Here is a 15,852-nt window from a genome sequence, read left to right on the forward strand (position 1 = left end):
TGGTCCAGCTTGTAGAGCCAGCGCAGCATGGTCTTTTCAATGATGATGCCGAAGATACCCACCAGGATCGGGGCCAGGATCAGCATCAGCCAGTAATTGATTTCGAAGTAGTTCAATCCCATCCAGGCGAAGAACGCGCCCATCATGTACAACGCGCCGTGCGCGAAGTTGATGACGTTGAGCAGGCCGAAGATGACCGCGAGGCCGAGCGACAGCATCGCGTAGAAAGAACCGTTGACGAGGCCGAGCAGCAGTTGGCTCAGCAAGGCCTGCAGGGGGATGCCGAATAATTCCATAGGCGAGTCGTGAAAGTTGCTGCTGAATGAGGGGCGCGGGAGACGCGTGCGTATCTATCTGCGCCCGGTTTTCTGATCGAATGCGGGTGGGACCAAGGGCGGAAATCCGCTTCCCTCTCCCGGCACCGGGAGAGGGATACGAACATCACTTCAAGTGCCGGAACGGCTCAGCTTACTTCCACAGCGCGCACTTGGACTCCGCCTTGGTGGTCCAGGCCTGCGCCGCCGGAATCGTCTGTACGACCTTGTAGTAGTCCCACGGATACTTCGATTCGGCTTGCTTCTTCACTTCCATCAGGTACATGTCGTGCACCATGCGGCCGTCCGGGCGGATCTCGCCGTTCTTGGAGAAGAAGTCGTTGATCTTGGTCTTCTTCATCTGGGCCATCACCTTGTCGGCATCATCCGAGTTGATCGCCTTCACCGCGTTCAGGTAGTGCATCGTCGCCGAGTAGTCGGCGGCCTGCAGCATGGACGGCATCTTCTTCATCTTTTCGAAGTAGCGCTTGGACCACTTGCGGGTATCGTCGTTGAGGTCCCAGTACCAGCCGTCGGTCAGGTACATGCCCTGCGTCAGGTTCAGGCCGAGCGAATGCACATCGTTGATGAACATCAGCAGGCCGGCCAGCTTCATCGACTTGTTGATGCCGAACTCGTTGGCTGCCTTGATCGAGTTGATCGTGTCGCCGCCGGCATTGGCCAGGCCGAGGATCTGCGCCTTGGACGATTGCGCCTGCAGCAGGAAGGACGAGAAGTCGGAAGCGGACAGCGGGTGCTTCACGCTGCCGACGACCTGGCCGCCGGAGGACTTCACCACGTCGGAGGTATCTTTCTCCAGCGATGCGCCGAACGCATAGTCGGCGGTCAGGAAGTACCAGCTCTTGCCGCCCTGCTTCACGATCGCCGAGCCGGTGCCCTTGGCCAGCGCCACGGTGTCGTACGCATAGTGCACCGTGTAAGGCGAGCACTCTTCATTCGTCAGGCGGGCAGTTGCCGCGCCGATCGAGATGAACGGCTTCTTCTTTTCCGCGGCCACTTTGGCCATCGCGAGATTGGTGCCCGAGTTGGTGCCGCCCAGCAGCATGTCCACACCCTGCTGGTCGAACCATTCGCGTGCCTTGGAGGCGGCGATGTCCGCCTTGTTCTGGTGATCGGCGCTCAGGACCTCGATCTTCTTGCCGGCAACGTTGCCGCCGAAATCGGCGACGGCCATCTTGATCGCTTCCACACCGCCCGGGCCGTCGATGTCGGCGTACAGGCCCGACATGTCGGTAATGATGCCGATACGAATGACGTCACCCGACACCTGGGCACTCGCGGTGCCGGCGGCAGCGAATGCACAGGTAGCCGATACTGCAACTGCAATTGCTTTCAATTTCATTGCGATCTCCTTGGTGTTCCAGCTAGTTGTTAGCCAGTGGCTTGTTATACCCCGAGCAGCGAATGCAACACGGGCATCTTGTTATCGAGTTCGGATGCGTTGAAGGTCTCCACGATCTGGCCATGCTCCATCACATAGAAACGGTCCGCCAGCGGCGCGGCGAAGCGGAAGTTCTGTTCCACCATCACAATGGTGTAGCCCTTGGCCTTGAGCGTGGTGATCATGCGTGCCAGCGCCTGCACGATGACAGGCGCCAGGCCCTCCGAGATTTCATCGAGCAGCAGCAGGCGCGCACCGGTGCGCAGGATGCGGGCGACGGCCAGCATCTGCTGTTCGCCGCCGGACAGGCGCGTGCCCTGGCTGGACTTGCGTTCCTTGAGGTTGGGGAACATGTCGTAGATCTCATCCACCGACATGCCGCGGTCGTTCTTGGAGACAAAGGGCGGCAGCATCAGGTTTTCTTCTGCCGACAGCGACGAAAAAATGCCCCGTTCCTCGGGGCAGTAACCTACGCCGAGATGCGCCACCTTGTAGGTGGGCAGGTGAATGGCCTCGGTGCCGCTGATCTTGATGGAGCCCTTGCGTGCGCCCGTCAGTCCCATGATCGCCCGCAGCGTCGTGGTGCGGCCGGCGCCATTGCGGCCGAGCAGCGTCACGACCTCGCCGTGGTTCACGGAGAAATTGACGTCATGCAGGATGTGCGACTCGCCGTACCAGGCGTGCAGGTTGGTGATTTCCAATGCCGCTGATCCAGCCATTCAATGCGCTCCTTCCAGTGCGCCGGCGGTGGTGCCCATGTAGGCTTCCATCACCTGCGGATTCTTCGATACTTCATCATAGGTCCCTTCGGCGAGCACTGCGCCGCGCTGAAGCACGGAGATGCGGTCGCTGATGCCGGCGATCACGCTCATGTTGTGCTCCACCATCAGGATAGTCCTGCCCGCCGAAACCTGTTTGATCAGGTCGGTGACGCGATGCACGTCCTCATGGCCCATGCCCTGCGTCGGTTCGTCTAGCAACATGAGCTCCGGCTCCATCGCCAGCGTGGTCGCGATCTCCAGCGCGCGCTTGCGGCCGTACGGCAAGTCAACCGTCACCGTGTCGGCGAATGTTTCGAGGCCGACCTCGGTCAGCAACTGCATGGCCTTGTCGTTGAGCACGCTGAGTTTCTTTTCGCTGCTCCAGAACTGGAAGGAGGTACCGAGCGGCCGCTGCAGGCCGATGCGTACATTCTCCAGCACCGTCAGGTGCGGGAACACCGCGGAAATCTGGAAGGACCGGATGATGCCCTTGCGCGCGATCTGCGCGGGCTTGTCCATCGTGATGTCCTTGCCGTTGAAGAGGATCTGGCCCGAAGTCGGGACCAGGAATTTGGTGAGCAAATTGAAACACGTCGTCTTGCCCGCACCGTTGGGGCCGATCAACGCGTGGATATGTCCGCGCTCTACCTTCAGGCTGACATTATTGACGGCAGTGAATCCCTTGAATTCCTTGGTCAGCTGCCGTGTCTCCAAAACCACATCCGCCATGGGTTCTCCCTGTTGACTGTACGGAGGCCGCTTGTTGCGCCCTCCACCGCCGCAGGCATTGTCCGCCCGCGGTCATTAACCTAAAGGACGTGCATAACGCTGATGCACAGTACACAGTACGACTAGGGGGGTGGCAATACGGCAGAGTACGCATCTGCCGATTGTTTGGCCTGTATCAATACCGTACATGTATCGATGTCAGGCACCGTGGCGATGTTAGCATGAAGAAAAAATACTTGCTTGTGGTTAACTCATGCTTTTTCGGGAATCGGCGGCCCGAGTCGAAATGCCGGGGCGTTGCAGCGCTGCGTTGCAGGCCAGTTGCATCGACAGCGCCAGATGCAACGTCGCGCGAAAAGAGGTGTGGCCTGCCTCACGACGCCCGCCTCCAGTTGAGACAGTAGCCCAACTGCCCTTCCCTGGCGACAGACGGCGACGAGGCAAACCACTAGTGCGGCAGGTTATTGGAACGCAGCGCAACAAATCCAATGCTTTGTCAGCATGGATTCATGCACAACATGCATAACATCAGGCGGTTTCCGCGACAGGCACTGCGACAGAGGATGTGTCCATCCGGGTATCCGTACGCGCGGCCTTGATCCATTCCGCTGCACGCTCAGCGATCATGACGGTAGGCGAATTGGTATTGCCCGACGTGATCGTCGGCATCACGGATGCATCCACGACCCGCAGGTTCTTCACGCCGCGCACGCGCAAGCGGCTGTCCACCACCGCGAACGGATCGTCGTCGCGCCCCATCTTGCAGGTGCCCACGGGGTGGAAGATCGTCGTACCGATGTCGCCGGCGGCCTTCGCCAATTCATCTTCGGTGCGGTAATGCAGGCCCGGCTTGAATTCCTCGGGTGCATATTTCTGCAACGCGGGCGCGCTGACGATTGCGCGCGTGATCTTCAGCGAATCGGCCGCCACCTTGCGGTCTTCCGGCGTACTCAGGTAATTCGGCGTGATCCTGGGAGCGGCGAAGGGATCGCCGGAAGCAATCCGCACATGGCCGCGGGCGGTGGGACGCAGGTTGCACACGCTGGCCGTGAATGCCGGGAAAGGATGCAGCGGTTCGCCGAATTTTTCCAGCGACAAGGGCTGCACATGGTATTCGAGGTTGGGTGTTGCCTGCGACGGATCGGAACGGGTGAACGCGCCGAGCTGCGACGGCGCCATCGACATCGGCCCGCTGCGCGACAAGGCGTACTGCATGCCGATCTGCATCTTGCCCAGGAGGCTGTTGGCCATCGTGTTCAAGGTCTTCACGCCCTGCACCTTGAATGCCATGCGCAACTGCAAATGGTCTTGCAGGTTCTCGCCCACGCCGGGCAGGTCCGCCGCCACCGGCACACCGTGCTTCTGCAGCAGCGACGCCGGCCCGATGCCGGAAAGCTGCAGGATCTGCGGCGAACCGACTGCCCCCGCGGTCGAGATCGTCTCGCGCCTTGCTTCCGCATACCATTCGGTACCGCCGCCGGTGAATTCGACCCCGGTGCACGCGAGCCCTTCATCCGTCTGCCGCAGCCGCAGGCGCTTTACATGGCAGCCTGTCATGATGTCGAGCTTGCCCTTGCGGCCTTCGGTCGACTTCAGGAAGGCGCGCGCGGTATTCCAGCGGAAGCCTTTCTTCTGGTTCACTTCAAAGTAGCCGCAACCCTCGTTGTCGCCGCGGTTGAAATCCTCGACGTTTGGAATGCCGCGCTGTTTCGCCGCTTCGCGGAACGCATCGAGGATCTCCCATGACAGGCGCTGCTTTTCCACACGCCACTCGCCGCCGGCGCCGTGGTAAGCATCCGCTCCCTTGTGGTAATCCTCGCTCTTCCTGAACACCGGAAGCACGTTGTCCCAGCGCCAGCTGTCGTCGCCGGTCAGCTCGGCCCACAAGTCGTAGTCGCGCGCCTGGCCGCGCATGTAGATCATGCCGTTGATCGACGAGCAACCGCCCAGCACCTTGCCGCGCGGGTAAATCAGCGCCCGGCCGTTCAAACCCGGATCGGCTTCGGTACGAAACAGCCAGTCGGTGCGCGGATTGTTGATGCAGTAGAGATAGCCGACCGGGATGTGGATCCAGATGTAATCATCCTTGCGGCCGGCTTCGATGAGTAGCACCGAAATGTCCTTGTCCTGGGCAAGGCGGTTGGCAAGGACACAGCCGGCAGTGCCGGCGCCGATGACGATGTAATCGTAGGTTCCTGCGGCTTCCATGAGGGCTCCGGGAAAATGTTGTTCAGAATCTTTTAACGTCGCTGGATCCCCGTCTTCGCGGGGATGACGCAGCTGTTTCCAATCGCGCTAGCGCTCTTGGACATCTGCGTCACTTCGCCACCGGCATCGTAAACTCCGCCCCCTTGGCAATCGAATCCGGCCAACGCTGCATCACCGACTTGTAGCGCGTATAGAAGCGGAGGCCTTCTTCGCCATAGGCATGCAGGTCGCCGAACATCGAACGCTTCCAGCCGCCGAAGGAGTGCCAGGCCATCGGCACCGGAATCGGGACGTTGACGCCCACCATGCCGACTTCGATGCGCCGCGAAAACTCGCGCGCGGTATTGCCGTCGGAGGTGAACAGCGCGACGCCGTTGCCGAACTCATGCGCATTGATCAGTTCCACTGCGGAGGCGAAATCGGGCACGCGCACCACGCACAGCACCGGTCCGAAGATCTCTTCCTTGTAGATCTTCATTTCGGGCGTGACATGGTCGAACAGCGAACCGCCGAGGAAGAAGCCGTTTTCGTGGCCGGGCACCTTGAGGCCGCGGCCGTCGACCAGCAGCTTGGCGCCGGAACGCACGCCATCCTCGATATAGCCTTCGATCTTTTCCTTGTGCTGCGCAGTCACCACCGGCCCCATTTCAGCGTCGGCTTCCATGCCGTTCCTGACCTTCAGCGCCTTCACGCGCGGGATCAGCGCCTCGACCAGCCTATCGGCCACGCTGCCCACCGCCACGGCGACCGAGATCGCCATGCAGCGCTCGCCGGCGGAACCGTAGGCCGCGCCGATCAACGCGTCGACCGCTTGATCGAGATTCGCATCCGGCATCACCACGAGATGATTCTTCGCGCCGCCCAGCGCTTGCACGCGCATCGGGAACGGTCCCTTGCGCTTGACGCCTTCGGTATAGATGTATTCCGCAATCGGCGTCGAGCCGACGAAAGATACAGCATTGACCTGCGGATGATGGAGCAGCGCATCGACCGCCACCTTGTCGCCCTGCACCACGTTAAACACGCCATCCGGCAGGCCGGCCTGCTGCAGCAGGTCGGCGACCATCAGTGACGGCGAGGGGTCGCGCTCCGAAGGCTTGAGGATGAAGGTATTGCCGGTCGCGATCGCCATCGGCGCCATCCACATCGGCACCATGAAGGGGAAGTTGAACGGCGTGATACCGGCGGTGACGCCGAGCGGCTGGCGCAGCTGCCAGTTATCGATGCCGCCGCCGATATTGTCGGTGAACTGGGTCTTCATCAGCTGCGGAATGCCGGTCGCGAATTCCACCACTTCCAGGCCGCGCACGACTTCGCCCTTGGCATCGGAGAACACCTTGCCGTGCTCACGCGTGATCGCGGCGGCGAGGTCGTCGTGATGCTTCTCGATCAACTCCTTGAACTTGGACAGGATGCGCGCACGCTTCAAGGGCGCGGTGTCGGCCCACGCCGGTGCGGCAGCACGCGCCGCGGCGACGGCGGCATTGACTTCCTCGACGCTGGCCAGCACCACCTCGGCGCCGACCTCGCCGGTCGCAGGATTGAATACGGCCTGCTTGCGGCCGCTGGACGATTCGGTCACGCGGCCACCGATGTAATGCTGAATGAGAGGCTTCGTCATAAGAATTCCTTTGGAAGATTGACGGTTTTTCACAGCATATTCCTGTCCCGTCAAGGAATCCAATGAGTTCTTGTCAAAACGAATATTAAGAACTCTTATAATGGCCGCATGGATCTCACCCAGCTACGCGCCTTCGTCATGGTCGCCCGCGAAGGCAATCTGACGCGCGCCGCCGAAAAGCTGCACCTGACCCAGCCCGCGGTCAGCCTGCAGATCAAGGCCTTGCAGGCCAGCCTGAAACTCACCTTGTTCAACCGCACGCCCGGCGGCATGTCCCTGACCGACGACGGCGCCAAGCTGCTGCCCTACGCCGAACGCGTAATGGCCAGCGTGGCCGAATTCCGGGAAGGCGTTGCCGCCCTGCACACGACGCTGTCCGGCACGCTATCCATCGGCACCATCCTCGATCCCGAATTCATCCGCCTCGGGCCCTTCCTCAAGCGTCTGGTCGAGACTTATCCCCAATTGTCTACCCAGCTGCAGCACGGGATGTCGGGCTGGGTGTTGCAGCAAGTGAAAGCCGGCGCGCTGGATGTCGGCTTCTTCCTCGGCACGCCCGGCAAGGAATGCCATTCCCTGACGCTGACCTCGTTCACCTATAGCGTGGTCGCCCCGCAAGGCTGGAAGAGCCGGGTCGCCGGCAAAGGCTGGGAAGCGCTGGCCAGGCTGCCCTGGATCTGGACACCGCCGGAATCGGCCCACAACCGCCTGCTGACGAAGACCTTCGGCCAGTTCAAGGTGACGCCCAACAAGGTCGCGCTGGTGGACCAGGAGCCGTCCATGCTCAATCTCGTGAAATCCGGCGTGGGTCTGTCGCTGGTGCGGGAATCGATCGCGTTGCGCGAAGCCCATGCGCACGGCCTGGTGATTGCGGATGCGGTCAGCCTGTCGACCGAACTCTCCTTCATCGCGCTGGCCAAGCGCAAAAACGAGCCAACCATCGCCGCCGCGTTCTCCCTGCTGCAGGAATTGTGGCGAACTTGACAAGGAATGTGGATAAGTCCTTGGATATGCCGTGATTTGTTTGGGAACAAGCACGCGCACTTGTGCACAGCCTATTTTTATCCACGATCTGTCCTTGGCCGGTACAAGGCTTATTCAAGTCTTATCCCCGGCGTAAACAGTTGATCCGTTTCAGGTTTACCGGCTTATCCACGGAAAGTGGCTGTTGTTAACACTACTACTATCCGTATATATAAACCCTTATTCAAAAACCCCGGAAATCTTCCGCCCGCGTTTCTCCGGCAAAGCCGTTCGCCGCATTGTCTTTTTTGCTTCGCGTTTTTTTCTGAAGACAAAAGCAGCTTTGTTAACTTCCAGTGTGGATAAGTCCTTGGATAGCCGCTTGAGGACTTGGGGAAAAGCCGCAAAGAAATGCACAGGCGATTTTTTATTCAAAACCTGTCCTTTGCGCATACACCTGTTATCCCGCTTTTTATACCGTGCGTAAACGCTTGATTGTTTTTCGGTTTACCGAGTTATCCACAGATTCGGCCAGTTGTTAACACTACTACTATTCGTATATATCAACTTCAATGTAAAAAAACCCGGAAAACATCATCGGCCGGCATTGCAAGCAGGCATTCAATGGCAATACGCTATCGAGATTGCCGTTTCCCCTACAAAGAATTGCCGATGTTTCAACAAATCACCCGTCTCGGGCTGGTCAGTGCCCTGCACCAGGAGCAGGCCGGCCTCATCGAATCCATGCACAACCCGCAAACCGTCAGCAGAGGCATGCGCGATTACGTCGCCGGCAATCTCTGGGGGATGGATACGGTGTGTGTGCTGTCACGCATCGGCAAGGTCGCAGCTGCTGCAACGGTAGCCACCCTGATCGAACGCTTCGACGTTTCCCATATCGTCTTCACCGGCGTTGCAGGGGCTGTGGACAGCGATGTACAGGTTGGGGATATCGTGGTGGCGGATTCGCTGGCGCAATACGATATGGACGCCACGCCGCTGTTTCCGCGCTATGAAGTGCCTCTGCTAGGTCAGTCCCTGTTCGCTTCAGACAAGCACCTCACAGACCGACTGGCGGACGCTGCAGGCGCCTTTCTGGCCCGCGACCTGGACGCCGCCATCCCCGGACAGGAACGCGATACCTTCCGCCTCGCATCGCCCCGGGTTTTCCGTGGACTGGTCGCCAGCGGTGACGAGTTCATTGACAGTCAGGCAAGGCAGCTCGAATTGAAATCCGCATTCCCGTCATTGCTCGCAGTGGAAATGGAAGGCGCCGCCGTGGCCCAGGTCTGTTTCGAGTTCGGCGTGCCGTTCGCGGTCATCCGGACGATCTCGGACAGCGCGAACGAGGCATCCCCGCACGATTTCATGCAGTTCATCGAAAGCGTGGCATCGCGCTACGCTTTCGGCGTCATCAAGAGGATGTGTGAAATGGGGAGTCGCCTGCCGCCTGCATAGGTTGCACAGGGAGGCAGGGATGAAAGGAGCGGGTGCTCAGGAAAGCGCCTGCCCGTCCGCAGGCGCCAGCAAGGCGGAAAAGAGGTCGGCCAGGGTCATGGCGGCCGGATCGCCGGCCAACTGCCAGCGCCCTTCTTCGCCCTCGCCGGCAGACGCCTGCAGCAAGCCGTGCCGGACGAGGTGCTTGCACATCTGCTCCACCTCATCTTTTGCATGGCCCGCCACCTGCGCCAGCTGCCCGGTGCCTGCCGGCTGCGGCGAGCGCCGCAGCAGTTCTGCCAGGATGCAGGAGGAAAGGCAGAGCCGGCCGTGCAGGTCCGGGCTGTCCAGGAGGTTTTCCTGCATCGCTCAGGCGCCCAGGGTCATCAGGCTTGCATTGCCGCCCGCCGCCGTGGTGTTGACGCAGATCGCGCGCTCGGCCACCAGGCGCCACAGCGGAATCTCTTCGCAGCCCCGGGTATCGACCACCGGCACCAGCGCGCCATTGCGGGACGCCAGGCGCAGCGCCAGGTTGCCCAGCAGGTCGGCTTCCACCAGCGCCATGGCCAGCGTCGCCTTCCCCAGTGCTCTTTCCTCGACCACCTCGATCGCGTCGCGCACGGTCGGCGGCAGGCCGGACGGCAGCATCGCGGCAGTCAGGGCATTCACCGCCACGCGATTGCCGGTGGCGAAGCTGGCCGCGAACTGGTTCAGCAGCACCTCGATATCCGATGCCGCGCACAGGATCGTCCCGCGCGGCGCGAAGCGCAGGGTATTGCGTTCACCGGTCGGGCCGGGCAAGACCATCGCCGTGTCCAGCAGGCTGGCATGGGCATACGCTTCGCCCAGTGCCGTCACCCGCACATGTCCATGCGTGCGCGCCCACTGCATCAGGCTGTCGAAGGCCGGCAACGCGACCTGCTGCGCATGAATGGTGTGGGCTGCGCGCGTGACCACCGCATTGCGTTGCAGGCGCTTGAGATAAAGCGGACCGCCCGCCTTCGGACCCGTGCCCGATTTGCCTTCGCCGCCGAAGGGTTGCACGCCCACGACTGCCCCCACGATGTTGCGATTGACGTAGATATTGCCGACGTGCGCCCGCGCCGTGATGAAATCGATGGTCTCGTCGATACGCGAATGGATACCGAGCGTCAGCCCGTATCCGGTCGCATTGATCGCATCAATCAGCTGCGGCAGTTCGTCGCGGCGATAGCGGATCACGTGCAGCACCGGTCCGAAGACCTCGCGCTCGAGCCGGGCGATCGAATCGAGCTCGATCACGGTCGGCGGCACGAAAGTGCCCGTCGCGCACGCTTCAGGCAATTGCAGCTGGAACACATTCGGCGATTGCGCCCGTACGCGCTCGATGTGCGCCAGCAGGTTCTTCTGCGCTTCCGCATCGATCACCGGGCCGACGTCGGTCGCCAGACGGTCCGGATTGCCTATGCGCAGTTCCTGCATCGCGCCCTTGAGCATCTTGATCGTCTTGTCGGCGATGTCTTCCTGCAGGCAGAGCACGCGCAGCGCCGAGCAGCGCTGGCCGGCGCTGTCGAAGGCCGAGCTCAATACGTCCTGCACCACTTGTTCCGGCAACGCACTGGAATCCACGATCATCGCATTCTGTCCGCCGGTTTCGGCGATCAGGGGAATGTCGCGGCGCTCTTCGCAGGCCCGATCGGCCAGGGTCCGGTTGATCAGCTGCGCGACTTCGGTCGACCCGGTGAAGATCACGCCGCTCACGCGCGGATCCGCGGTCAGGGCGGCGCCCACCGTCTCACCGGTGCCCGGCAGGAATTGCAGCGCACCGCGCGGTACGCCGGCCTCGAGCAAGAGCTCCACTGCACGGCAGGCAATCAGCGGCGTCTGTTCGGCAGGCTTGGCGAGCACCACGTTGCCCGCTGCGAGGGCGGCGCTCACTTCGCCGGTGAAGATCGCCAGCGGGAAGTTCCACGGACTGATGCACACCACCGGGCCCAGCGCATGGGTGTTCGGGCCATTCTCGACTTCCGCTGCGTAATAGCGCAGGAAGTCCACCGCCTCGCGCACTTCCGCGATGGCGTTGGGCAGCGTCTTGCCGGCTTCGCGGATGGCAAGCGCCATCAGTTCCGCCTGATGCTGTTCGAACAGGTCGGCTGCACGGCGCAACGCGGCAGCCCGCTCCGCCGCCGGCGTGTTCTGCCACTCCGGTGCAAATTTGGCGGCCGCCGCCAGCGCGCTCTGTACATCGTTCGCGCCGGCTTCGACCACGCGGCCGACGACATCGCGATGGTCTGCCGGATTGCGGATGTCTTGCTGCTGGCCGGCGCCCATTGCTTCCGTTGCCAGCAGCGGCATTGCCTGCCACTGCATCGTTGCCAGCGACTGGAAGGCGAGGTCGAGTTCGCGCAGCACGTTTTCGTTCGCGATATCGACACCGGCGGAATTGAGGCGCTCGCTACCGTACAGGTTGACCGGCAAGGGAATGTTCGGATGCGGTTCGCCGGCCAGTTGCTTTGCGGTCTTGAACGGATCGGCGATCAGCGATTCGACCGGCACATTCTCATCGACGATCTGGTTGACGAAGGAAGAGTTGGCGCCGTTCTCCAGCAGGCGGCGCACGAGATAGGCAAGCAGGGTCTCGTGCGAACCGACAGGCGCATAGATGCGGCACGGCTTGCCGAGGTTCTCGGTGCCGACCACCTGGTCGTACAAGGTTTCGCCCATGCCGTGCAGGCACTGGAATTCATAGTCGCTGACGCCGCGTTCCTGCGCCCAGGTAAAGATGGACGACAGTGTGTGCGCATTGTGCGTGGCGAACTGCGGATAGATCACATCGGTCGAGGCCAGCAGTTTTTGTGCGCACACCAGATAGGAGACGTCGGTGTACACCTTGCGCGAATAGACCGGATAACCCGGCATGCCGTCGACTTGCGCACGCTTGATTTCCGCATCCCAGTAGGCGCCCTTCACCAGGCGCACCATGAACTTGCGGCCGCTGCGGCGTGCGAGGTCGGCCAGGAAATCGATCACGAACGGGCAACGCTTCTGGTAAGCCTGCACGACAAAGCCGGTGCCTTCAAAACCGGTGAGGTCCTTGTCGAAGGCCAGCGCTTCCATCAGGTCGAGCGAGAGTTCGAGGCGGTCGGCTTCTTCGGCGTCGATGTTCAGTCCGATGTTGTACTGCTTGGCCAGCATGAGCAGCGCCTTCAGGCGCGGCAGCAGTTCCTGCATCACGCGCTCGCGCTGCGCGCGGGAATAGCGCGGATGCAGCGCGGACAGCTTGACCGAGATGCCCGGGCCATCCTTGATGCCGCGGCCGTTCGATGCCTTGCCGATCGCATGGACCGCATCTTCATACGCAGCGTAATACCGGGCCGCATCTTCCTCGGTCAGCGCGGCCTCGCCCAGCATGTCATAGGAATAGCGATAGCCGCGCGCTTCATTGGGGCGGCTGTTGTCGAGTGCTTCGGCGATCGTCTGGCCGGTCACGAACTGGTTGCCCAGCATGCGCATGGCCAGGTCCACGCCCTTGCGGATCAACGGTTCGCCGCCCTTGGCGATCAGACGCGTCAGTGCCGAGCCCAGGCCTTGCTCGCTGCTGGTGCCGACCAGCTTGCCGGTGATGAGCAGGCCCCAGGTTGCGGCGTTGACAAACAGCGACGGCGATTCGCCGAGATGCTTTCTCCAGTCGCCCTTGCTGATCTTGTCGGCGATCAGGCGGTCGGCGGTCTGGTGGTCGGGAATGCGCAGCAGCGCTTCGGCCAGGCACATCAGCGCCACGCCTTCCTCGGACGACAGCGAGAATTCATGCATCAAGGCGTCGACGCCGGAAGAACGGGTGCGCTTCTCGCGCACGGCCTGCACCAGGTTGCGGGCGAGGTCCTGGATCTTTTCCTGGGCGGCGTGGTTCGGCTTGACCTGTTCCAGCAACCACTGCACGGCCTGCGGCTCGTCGCGGCGCCAGGCGGCGGTGATGGCCGCGCGCAGGGGAGCCGGCGCGTGGTCGATATCGGCGTGCAGGGCGGCGAACGGGGCCGGTGCGGAGAATTCCTTTGCAGCAATCAGCATGGTAGAGGTGACAATCCAATGAAAAATGATTTTCGATTGTAGAGAGGATCGCCGTGGATTAATTCTGGAAATGAAGGTTGGTATCGAAATTTTCTATTTTGTGGGACAATCCTGCCGAACAAAATTCTTGCAAGGCGTCTGACATGCTCGACAAAATCAGCAAAAAGATCCTCTCCGAACTGCAGAACGACGGGCGTATCAGCAACGTCGAACTCGCATCGCGCGTCAACCTCTCGCCCGCTGCCTGCCTGGAGCGCGTGCGCAAGCTGCAGGAAGCCGGTTACATCCTCGGCTATTCGGCCCAGCTCAATCCCCAGCTGCTCGACGTATCGCTGCTGGTTTTCATTGAAGTCGTGCTCGACCGCACCACGCCGGAAGTGTTCGAAGCCTTCAAGCGCAGCGTGCAGGTGATCCCGGAAGTGCAGGAATGCCACATGGTGGCCGGCGGCTTCGACTACCTCGTGAAGGCGCGCGTGAAGGACATGAACGCCTACCGCGAATTCCTCGGCAAGTCGCTGCTGCAGCTGAAAGGCGTGCGCGAGACGCACACCTATGCGGTGATGGAAGAAGTGAAGAATACGACGCGGCTGCCGATCCGCTGAGCGCGGACTCCTTGCTTGGCGGGGCCGCTTTTACCCGCAGGCGCCAGGCCGTCAACTGCATTCCGCATGCGGGCACCTGACGCCGCTCCCTCCCCAATTTCTCCCCGTCATCCCGGCGCAGGCCGGGATCCAGTGACTTTCTTCGCACTGTTTAACGCCGCTGCATGCCGTCGTTCGCCGGGATGACGGGATAAGGGCAGCTCACGGCACGGTCGCTTCTACCCGTATGCGGCCGGCCGTTCAACTGCACGCGTCTCGCGGAACAGCTGCGGCGTCACGCCGAAGCGCCGCTCGAACGCTTTCGATAACTGTGTCGTTCCCGAGAACCCGGTCTGTCCGGCGATCTCCTTCAGGCTCCTGCCGGTCGCCAGCAGTTGCCGCACACGCTCCAGCCTCAACACTTCCACGAAGCGTGCCGGCGTCTCGCCCATCGCGGCCGTGAATTTCCGGTAAAAACTGCGCTCCGACATCGCCGCGCGCTCGGCGAGCTGGGGCACGTCCAGCGGCTGCTGCAGGTTGGCCGCCATCCAGTCCACCAGTTTGCCGAAAGGCGCACCCGCCTTTGCCTGTGCCTTCAGCACCGGGCTGAACTGCGACTGGTAACCCGGCCGGCGCGCGTACAGCACCAGGCGCGCCGCGATGCGGTTGGCGAACCTGCTGCCGAGGTCGCGTTCCACCATCGCCAGGCACATGTCGATGCCCGTCGTGACGCCTGCCGATGTCCACAGGTTGCCGTCTTCCACGAACAGCGAATCCGCATCCACTTCCACCTCCGGGAAATCCGCCTCCAACTCCCGGCAGGCCGACCAGTGCGTCGCCACCCGCCGGCCGTCGACCAGTCCCAGCTCCGCCAGCAGGAATGCGCCGGTGCAGATCGAGCCGTAGCGCGAGGCCGATGCCGCGGCCTTCCTGACCCAGTCGGCCACAGTGCGGTCGCCGGCCAGGCGCCGCAAGTCATTTTCGTCGCCGCCGGCGATCAGCAGGATGTCGACGCTGTCCGGCGGCAGGGTACGCAGCGCGCGGGTGGACAGCTGTGCCGCGCAACTGCTGGCCACCGTGCCGCCGCGCGCCGACACAATGTGCACATCGTAGAAGGTCTGTCCGCAGCAATCGTTGGCGCCGCCGAACACGGCGGCCGGGCCGGTCACGTCCAGTATCTGGACGCCGTCGAACACGAGGATGGCGAGGGTATGGGGCATTGGCAGAATTTAACTCTTTTCTGTCATTTCTGCCAGTGGGCCGACACCTAGAATCTTTCCGGCGACAACACAACCGGAGAGGCATCATGCTCGAATTGCGTCCCACCTGCGAACACTGCAACAAGGCGCTGCCGCCCGACGCGACGGAAGCGATGATCTGCAGCTTCGAATGCACCTTTTGCCGCGATTGCGTGCACAGCGTGCTGGACAACGTATGCCCGAACTGCGGCGGCGGATTCGTCCCGCGCCCGGTGCGGCCGCAGCGCGACCTGAAAAACGGCAACAATGTCGCCGGCTATCCCGCTTCCACCCGCGTCGTCTGCAAACCGGTGGACGCGCAGGCACACAAGGCCTTCGCGGCGGGCATCAGAGAGATACCGCCGCACCTGCGCTAGGCCGACATCAGCACCGGCACCGTCATCGATTGCAGCATGGTACGGGTGACGCCGCCGAGCAGGATTTCGCGGAAGCGCGAATGCCCGTAGCAACCCATCACGATCATGTCGGAGCCCAGGTCCGCCGCCAGCGACAGCAGCGAACTGCCGATATCGATGCGCGTCCTTTGCCGG

At 62.0% G+C, this 15,852-nt stretch carries 15 protein-coding genes; 4 read left to right on the plus strand and 11 right to left on the minus strand.

Annotated features, from left to right (window positions below; all coding sequences use genetic code 11):
- From VFF99_RS16550 to VFF99_RS16575, 6 genes are all read right to left on the minus strand, one after another.
- A partial coding sequence (locus tag VFF99_RS16550; protein ID WP_414691551.1) for an ABC transporter permease subunit occupies positions 1-296 on the minus strand: 296 nt, incomplete at its 3' end.
- A gap of 172 nt (positions 297-468) precedes the next feature.
- Positions 469-1,677, minus strand: a complete 1,209-nt coding sequence (locus tag VFF99_RS16555) for an ABC transporter substrate-binding protein (RefSeq protein ID WP_325019819.1) — start codon at positions 1,675-1,677, stop codon at positions 469-471.
- A gap of 44 nt (positions 1,678-1,721) precedes the next feature.
- A complete protein-coding gene (locus tag VFF99_RS16560) occupies positions 1,722-2,435 on the minus strand; it encodes an ABC transporter ATP-binding protein (protein WP_325019821.1) in 714 nt (237 codons plus the stop codon).
- Positions 2,436-3,206 (minus strand): ABC transporter ATP-binding protein, encoded by a 771-nt coding sequence (locus VFF99_RS16565; RefSeq protein WP_325019823.1) that lies wholly within the window; start codon positions 3,204-3,206, stop codon positions 2,436-2,438. It lies immediately after the preceding gene.
- A gap of 528 nt (positions 3,207-3,734) precedes the next feature.
- Complete coding sequence (locus VFF99_RS16570; protein ID WP_325019825.1) at positions 3,735-5,414, minus strand: GMC family oxidoreductase; 1,680 nt, start codon at positions 5,412-5,414, stop codon at positions 3,735-3,737.
- Between the two features lie 109 nt (positions 5,415-5,523).
- The gene (locus tag VFF99_RS16575) at positions 5,524-7,035 is read right to left on the minus strand and encodes a CoA-acylating methylmalonate-semialdehyde dehydrogenase (RefSeq protein WP_325019827.1); all 1,512 of its coding nucleotides are present in this window, start codon (positions 7,033-7,035) and stop codon (positions 5,524-5,526) included.
- 108 nt (positions 7,036-7,143) lie between these two features.
- Between VFF99_RS16575 and VFF99_RS16580 the strand changes: the two genes are divergently transcribed.
- Entirely contained in the window at positions 7,144-8,019 is an 876-nt protein-coding gene (locus tag VFF99_RS16580) for a LysR family transcriptional regulator (RefSeq protein WP_325019829.1), read from the plus strand.
- Between the two features lie 219 nt (positions 8,020-8,238).
- Here the strand turns inward: VFF99_RS16580 and VFF99_RS16585 are convergent, their stop codons facing one another.
- On the minus strand, positions 8,239-8,451 hold the full coding sequence (locus tag VFF99_RS16585; protein ID WP_325019831.1) for a hypothetical protein: 213 nt from the start codon (positions 8,449-8,451) through the stop codon (positions 8,239-8,241).
- Between the two features lie 171 nt (positions 8,452-8,622).
- On the opposite strand from VFF99_RS16585, the gene VFF99_RS16590 reads away from it, so the two are divergent.
- The gene (locus tag VFF99_RS16590; RefSeq protein ID WP_325019833.1) at positions 8,623-9,456 is read left to right on the plus strand and encodes a 5'-methylthioadenosine/adenosylhomocysteine nucleosidase; all 834 of its coding nucleotides are present in this window, start codon (positions 8,623-8,625) and stop codon (positions 9,454-9,456) included.
- A gap of 36 nt (positions 9,457-9,492) precedes the next feature.
- On the opposite strand, the gene VFF99_RS16595 is transcribed toward VFF99_RS16590, so the two are convergent.
- Positions 9,493-9,801, minus strand: a complete 309-nt coding sequence (locus VFF99_RS16595) for an Rrf2 family transcriptional regulator (RefSeq protein WP_325019835.1) — start codon at positions 9,799-9,801, stop codon at positions 9,493-9,495.
- A gap of 3 nt (positions 9,802-9,804) precedes the next feature.
- Positions 9,805-13,482 carry a trifunctional transcriptional regulator/proline dehydrogenase/L-glutamate gamma-semialdehyde dehydrogenase gene (putA, locus tag VFF99_RS16600; RefSeq protein ID WP_325019836.1) on the minus strand — a complete coding sequence of 1,226 codons (3,678 nt, stop codon included), beginning with the start codon at positions 13,480-13,482 and terminating at the stop codon, positions 9,805-9,807.
- 143 nt (positions 13,483-13,625) lie between these two features.
- On the opposite strand from putA, the gene VFF99_RS16605 reads away from it, so the two are divergent.
- Positions 13,626-14,084, plus strand: coding sequence for an Lrp/AsnC ligand binding domain-containing protein (locus VFF99_RS16605; RefSeq protein ID WP_325019838.1), 459 nt, complete (start codon positions 13,626-13,628; stop codon positions 14,082-14,084).
- A gap of 218 nt (positions 14,085-14,302) precedes the next feature.
- Here VFF99_RS16605 and VFF99_RS16610 read toward each other — a convergent pair whose 3' ends face one another.
- Positions 14,303-15,283, minus strand: a complete 981-nt coding sequence (locus VFF99_RS16610; RefSeq protein WP_325019840.1) for a GlxA family transcriptional regulator — start codon at positions 15,281-15,283, stop codon at positions 14,303-14,305.
- An 86-nt stretch (positions 15,284-15,369) separates the two neighbouring features.
- Between VFF99_RS16610 and VFF99_RS16615 the strand changes: the two genes are divergently transcribed.
- The gene (locus VFF99_RS16615) at positions 15,370-15,678 is read left to right on the plus strand and encodes a DUF1272 domain-containing protein (RefSeq protein ID WP_325019841.1); all 309 of its coding nucleotides are present in this window, start codon (positions 15,370-15,372) and stop codon (positions 15,676-15,678) included.
- On the opposite strand, the gene VFF99_RS16620 is transcribed toward VFF99_RS16615, so the two are convergent.
- On the minus strand, positions 15,675-15,852 hold a 178-nt coding region (locus tag VFF99_RS16620), incomplete at its 5' end, for a universal stress protein (RefSeq protein ID WP_325019843.1). The two genes, VFF99_RS16615 and VFF99_RS16620, sit on opposite strands and share 4 nt — an antisense overlap.

The organism is Noviherbaspirillum sp., assembly GCF_035654295.1.
In the GTDB taxonomy this organism is placed as follows: Bacteria; Pseudomonadota; Gammaproteobacteria; order Burkholderiales; family Burkholderiaceae_D; genus Noviherbaspirillum.

Excerpts from the sequence above, each read along its gene's own strand:
- VFF99_RS16555 (WP_325019819.1), bottom strand. The coding sequence starts at position 1,677 with ATGAAATTGAAAGCAATTGCAGTTGCAGTATCGGCTACCTGTGCATTC.
- VFF99_RS16560 (WP_325019821.1), bottom strand. The coding sequence starts at position 2,435 with ATGGCTGGATCAGCGGCATTGGAAATCACCAACCTGCACGCCTGGTAC.
- VFF99_RS16565 (WP_325019823.1), bottom strand. The coding sequence starts at position 3,206 with ATGGCGGATGTGGTTTTGGAGACACGGCAGCTGACCAAGGAATTCAAG.
- VFF99_RS16570 (WP_325019825.1), bottom strand. The coding sequence starts at position 5,414 with ATGGAAGCCGCAGGAACCTACGATTACATCGTCATCGGCGCCGGCACT.
- VFF99_RS16575 (WP_325019827.1), bottom strand. The coding sequence starts at position 7,035 with ATGACGAAGCCTCTCATTCAGCATTACATCGGTGGCCGCGTGACCGAA.
- VFF99_RS16580 (WP_325019829.1), top strand. The coding sequence starts at position 7,144 with ATGGATCTCACCCAGCTACGCGCCTTCGTCATGGTCGCCCGCGAAGGC.
- VFF99_RS16585 (WP_325019831.1), bottom strand. The coding sequence starts at position 8,451 with ATGCGCAAAGGACAGGTTTTGAATAAAAAATCGCCTGTGCATTTCTTT.
- VFF99_RS16590 (WP_325019833.1), top strand. The coding sequence starts at position 8,623 with ATGGCAATACGCTATCGAGATTGCCGTTTCCCCTACAAAGAATTGCCG.
- VFF99_RS16595 (WP_325019835.1), bottom strand. The coding sequence starts at position 9,801 with ATGCAGGAAAACCTCCTGGACAGCCCGGACCTGCACGGCCGGCTCTGC.
- putA (WP_325019836.1), bottom strand. The coding sequence starts at position 13,482 with ATGCTGATTGCTGCAAAGGAATTCTCCGCACCGGCCCCGTTCGCCGCC.
- VFF99_RS16605 (WP_325019838.1), top strand. The coding sequence starts at position 13,626 with ATGCTCGACAAAATCAGCAAAAAGATCCTCTCCGAACTGCAGAACGAC.
- VFF99_RS16610 (WP_325019840.1), bottom strand. The coding sequence starts at position 15,283 with ATGCCCCATACCCTCGCCATCCTCGTGTTCGACGGCGTCCAGATACTG.
- VFF99_RS16615 (WP_325019841.1), top strand. The coding sequence starts at position 15,370 with ATGCTCGAATTGCGTCCCACCTGCGAACACTGCAACAAGGCGCTGCCG.